General features: G+C 65.9%; 2 pseudogenes. Both read left to right on the top strand.

What is annotated here, in order from left to right:
• Nucleotides 1-227: pseudogene (locus CEK69_RS20880) on the top strand (TonB-dependent receptor); the annotation flags it as partial.
• 132 nt (nt 228-359) lie between these two features.
• Nucleotides 360-675 (top strand): annotated as a pseudogene (locus tag CEK69_RS20875) (hypothetical protein); the annotation flags it as partial.

The following is a 675-nucleotide window of genomic DNA, read 5'->3' as shown; positions in this document are numbered from 1 at the left end:
ACATCAAGCGGCCGTGTGGCGAAGGCACGGCAGCCACGAGCCCGGGCAAGGGGGTGCAGGATCCGTACGCGCTGGTGCATTTCAATGCCAACTACCAGCTCAGCACGCAGTGGACCGCGACGCTGGCGGTGACCAACGCGCTGAACAAGAAGTACTGGGCCAATCTGGATTACCAGAACTACGGCGAGCCGCGGTTCGTCAGCTTTACGCTGCGCTGGCGGTACTGAGCCGCGGCGCATGACAGGCAAGGACGCCCGTCGCGCAGCCCGGCATTGCTGCGATGGTGGTCGCCGTGGCGATGCGTGCCGATGGCCGGCACTGCGCGTCTATACTGCCGCCGCCATCATCGGAGGATGCAGATGCGACCCGCCACGCGCTTGGCCCAGTGCTTGTTGCTTGCCGGCATCCTGCCCCTGGCAGGGTGCGCACAGTCCGGCTCTGCCGACACGCCGGCGGCTACCTCCACCAATGCCCAGGGCTGCGTGAGACAGCGCCAGCTCGGCCCACAGGATCCGTTCAAGACGCCGCCGCCATTGATGGAGGCATGCCTGGGTCCGTACAAGCTACGCATTCCGGCCAACTACTTCGGCGACCAGATGGGGCCGAACTTCGACGACAGTTTCGGCCTGTACCTGGAATACCCGTCGCTGCAGCCGTTCGCACCGGGCGAACGCG

The organism is Xanthomonas sp. LMG 12462, assembly GCF_009192885.1.
Lineage (GTDB): Bacteria > Pseudomonadota > Gammaproteobacteria > Xanthomonadales > Xanthomonadaceae > Xanthomonas_A > Xanthomonas_A sontii.
This window is presented reverse-complemented; position numbering and strand designations above follow the sequence as displayed.